Origin of the sequence: Gordonibacter sp. (genome assembly GCF_036667095.1) — a bacterium.
In the GTDB taxonomy this organism is placed as follows: Bacteria; Actinomycetota; Coriobacteriia; order Coriobacteriales; family Eggerthellaceae; genus Gordonibacter.
In genome coordinates this window covers 4,616-9,040 of the sequence record NZ_JAVWUP010000107.1, presented here as the reverse complement: position 1 = coordinate 9,040, position 4,425 = coordinate 4,616, and the positions used below count along the sequence as shown (strand labels likewise).

At 51.8% G+C, this 4,425-nt stretch carries 3 protein-coding genes; all 3 read right to left on the bottom strand.

Annotated features, from left to right (window positions below; translation table 11 throughout):
- On the bottom strand, positions 1–1,598 hold a 1,598-nt coding region (gene pglX, locus RR842_RS09620; RefSeq protein ID WP_332729599.1), incomplete at its 3' end, for a BREX-1 system adenine-specific DNA-methyltransferase PglX.
- Between the two features lie 14 nt (positions 1,599–1,612).
- Positions 1,613–4,198: a BREX-1 system phosphatase PglZ type A gene (gene pglZ / locus RR842_RS09615; RefSeq protein WP_332729598.1), complete on the bottom strand. Its 2,586-nt coding sequence runs from the start codon at positions 4,196–4,198 to the stop codon at positions 1,613–1,615.
- A 4-nt stretch (positions 4,199–4,202) separates the two neighbouring features.
- The coding region (locus RR842_RS09610) for a hypothetical protein (protein ID WP_332729597.1) at positions 4,203–4,425 on the bottom strand (223 nt) is incomplete at its 5' end.

Here is a 4,425-nt window from a genome sequence, read left to right as displayed (position 1 = left end):
AGCTGGATAAGCGATGTTATCGTGTGTGAATCAATCAACTTCTTTCGGAGTCCTTCGTATGACGAAATGAACATCCACACGAAAGGTGTCATGAACCCAAGTTCGCCAGCTTTATCAGCAAAATGCAAGTTTCGCAGAACGAATGCCGCAAAGAAATCTGATTTGGCATCAGCATACTTTTTTTGCACCCATTCTTTTGCCCACGGTTCAAGGGAGCTTGTGGGCATATACGGCGGATTTGCCACCACGGCTGAAAACTTCTGACTTAATTTCTGTATCTGTTCCTTCATCTTTCGCAGTTTCTCAATGGTCTTTTCGGCGAACATGCCGCTTGAGCGTTCCAGATTCTCAATGGCGTTATCGATAAACACCTCATCGGATAGTTCGGGCACATACAAGCTGCCTATTTCGTCGAGGTGGTCGAACGCCTCCAACAGAGGCGTATTGCCAGCAAGTAACCCTGCCTCATTTAGCTCATCTTCGCTAAAGCGTACCGGCTCCAGTACCGACACCATTGCATCAATGTGGCGGTCGAAAAACTGTGGGTCTTTCTCGCGTGCTTTCATCTCAAGCGCGAACTTGGCAATCTCTCCGGCACGGCCATCAATCTCGAAACCGTAGAGGTTGTTCTGCAGAATCATTGCCGGAATATCCTCGGGCTGCCAACCTTCTTCTTCATACATGGAAAACAGCAGATCAAAGCAGTACACCAAGATATGACCCGAACCGCAGGCAGGGTCGAGCACCTTCAGTTCGCTTGCAGAATACACCTTCAAATACTCATCGGGCGTCTCGCCTTCGATGTAGTATTCCATGGCATCACGCAAGCCTGAACTGGGATTGTTCAGCATCCAGATACGCCCCAATGAGTTCTCTGCCATGTAACGCACAATCCAGTTAGGAGTGAACAGCTGCGTGGCCGGGCCGATCTCGTCTGCACCACGCTTCTTGTTCGAGGCGAATATCTCGTCTTTCTTCTCGGCAACGTAGTACTGATAGAGCCAGCCTAGAACCTCAACCGAGGCGCAGTTGTTGTCGTCCATATCTTCCACGATGCGCTGCAAGATGCTGCCTTCAGACAGCAACCCTTGAGGCATAAGCAAACTCGATGCCACCTCTTCTTCGAACAGGTACGGCATAGGTCCAGCGTAGCGCGCGCACACAGCACCGATAAGCTGCGCATACGCCGCTTCCGTTGCGTTGTCGGACGGCGTGGTGCCCATGAGTAGGCTTGAAACGCGGTCACGGATAAGGCGGCTCATCTGGTATTCTGGGGCGAACACACCTTGGGTGGCATCTGTCAGAATGGCCGGCTGCGTTGAGCCTTTGCGCGGCGTAACCACAGGAACAGGCGTGTATCCTCGGGCATCCATGTAGCGCAAAGCGCACAGACGGTTGAACCAAGTGTAGGCGGCTTGGTCGACAACGTGGTCGCGCCCCCTGTCGCTGATGGCGGCCTCGATAACATGGATGCTATTCGGGTTGTCGAGGCGCTCGGCGCTGTCGGGTGCCAGTACGGCGTCAAACCGTGCATTGACTTCTGCGCGAAGAGCCTCTCGCGCACCCGTTGCAAGGTTTTTGATTTTGTTCGAATCCACGTTATTTCCCTTCGCTAAAAATCATTCCCGAAAGCCCTGTTCACTGAGTATTCGCACTCCCACGCAGTATCATAGCGATTCGTGTTCCCAATTTTTTTCGAGATACGCACCGTAACGCTGGCATAATCATCTATGTCGTTAGTGACATCAAGCGTGACTGTAGTTTTCCGGTCGTCCGAATTCGGTGAGGCGCTCGAAAGCTCAATAGAGTGCTCGTTGACACTCAGCAGCTTTGTGGGCTCGTCCTTCGCATACACGCCAACTTTCACCGTCTGCGGTAGCACCGATGCGCTGCAAGGTTCGGTTTGATAGACGGTCAGCGAGACCGTAGGACCTGTGATGGTGGTCCTTCCACACGCGAATCCCTGCACGTCAGTGGGATGGCCCGCTTGCTCTTGCTTGACAGCTTGGACGGTAACCACCGGAATAGCGTTTTCTTGTAAAGACGCGCCTCCATGCACGTAGCGCGCTCCACTGCCGCGCAACCTAAGGCGCGTGATGCCCTTTGGGAGCACTATCTTGCAGTCGCCCTCTAAGGAAAGAGCTGCGGGTGCGTATTCGATAAGCATGTCGTTTTGCGGGGCGGTCGTGCTCACGATGTAACGTCTGCTATGTGAAAGGTTGGCTTCGTCGATGGTTGCAAGCTGACTCAAGTTTGGAACATCGGCATATTGGTATTCTTCGACACTTTGCTCTTGATACAAGAAGCCATGGTCGGCCGTTATGAACACCTTCCCGCAGCCTGCGCGCAGAAGGTCTGCCACAAGCTTCTCTATTTGATTGAACGCTTCATCACACGCCTCAAAAGCTTCTCCCTCGGTGTCACGTTTGTCGCCTCGAGCATCGATGACGTTGTGGTACAGGTAGATGAGCGGTGCTTCTTGAGCATCCGGCAAGCCATTAGCGAGCACGTCTTTAGCTTTCAGAACCAAAGAACCATCGATTCTGGTTTCAATGATTCTCTGCCTGTTGAGCAATCCTTGTGTGGGCACATCTGCCTTAAAGACGTTTTCTGTTCCCGGATTGATTTGCATATCTCCATCGGGGAGCAATGCAGCCATGCCCAGTTGCGTATAGCTTGGCAGCATACACGCCGCACCCTTACACGCCGCTTGCGCCTTACCACGCAAACCCGTTACGCTTGACGCGTTTAACCGGGCAGTTAGTTCCTTCCCAGCTTCAAAGCGCAGGGCATCGGACACGATGACGCCAACACGGCGACCTTTCTCTGCCTTGGGGAAGCTCTTCTCAACCTCTTCTCGGAAGAATCTGTCCTGCCGTGACAGAGAAGCAGGCGGGTAGGTGCCTTCTTCGTCGAAAAGATGAAGCTGCCAGCGATCGGTGAGGTCTATGAGGAAGCGATTGTATGCCGCAAGTATTTTCTCTTTTGTTTCTTCAAGTGCGGCTTTAAAGCGCCCACCGTTGCCGAGTTCCCTGTATGCCACGAAGAATCGTCGATAGGCCGTATCGATTTGATACCACTGCGAACAATATGTCTCAAAGATCGCCGCTACCGAAGTCTTCGAGGACACCGTCGCTTCGTAGCAGGCTTCCTGCTCGAAAAACACTGCTACCGAGATTATCGCCTGATAATGCAAGTCATAGTTTGCGCTCCAGATACCGTATTTGCGCAAGGTGCGTGTCTTTTCGACTTGCGAGGATGGCAGCGCTCCAAGGTTCACCTGAGATACATAAGAGCTCAGAATCCATTCATCGAAGTCCGGCAGTGCATCAAGGGAGCCGATCTGTTCAGGGGTGCGCATATCTAAATCGATCCGAGATACAATCGTCTCCTTTGTTTCGTTGATTATGAACTCGTAGGCATCTCTTGTCCTTACATCTTTCGCCAACGTGTCCATGATACGTTTTGCGTCGTTAGACAGTACAGACACATTGTCGCGGAGTAACGGTGCGCATTGTGTCAAAACCATCTGGTAGGCAAGATCGGCGATGGTGGGCTCTTCTCCCTTTGCCACTTCGTAGTCGAGCAGCCGGTTTATGCAGCCCCACAGGGAAGTACCTAATCCACATTCCACGATTAGCTGGAGGGTCGCTTGCTTACCCTTTGCATATTCAACAAGCAAACGCTTCACTATGTCTCGCGCCGCATCTCTGTTTGTCGATTCTGGAGAACCGACACAAGTAGCAATTATTGCAAAACGCAGATTTTCTTCGGTGTTCTTTGCAAGGCCCGTATCCCTCAACCTAGCCTTGCGTTCTTTGGAGTTGAAAAACCTAGAATGCATGGCACACACGTGTGCAAGCTGGGGCTTGATTGAGCACTCCTCTGCCCAAAGACCTTCCATGCTGCACGTAAAGGGGATTGCTGCAAGTTTTAGATCAAGCAGGAAGTCATCTGTTTCCTTGGGAATGTCTCCACAGCGATATAGCACGAAATTGTCAGTGGGGCACTCGCGTAGGATGTGTCGCTTCGACGCTATCTCTTGCTTTGTCACATTGAGCAGCTTGGCACCTTCGACAACGATCGAATCTGCCACCTCTGCATAGTCGCCAGAGGTATCTTCCCAGAAGACAAGTCTTTTCCCATTACCGAAATAACCTGCAAGTCTGTTCTCAATTTCTGTGATATCGATGTCCACGTTTTCACCCTTGCTTCATGACGATGTGGCCCGAGTTAATCTCTTTCATCAAGTCTGCACGTAATGCCGCTAAGTAGGCATCGACATCTTGCTCGTTTTCTATAGCGGGCTTCGAATATGCTGTGGCACGGCAGTGAGACATCGGAGTGGTTACGACAGCGGGTGACGTGAGTGGCGGAGTGCTGCCTCCTTCGTTAACTGCTTTGCCGTTCTCTGACTCTGCATCC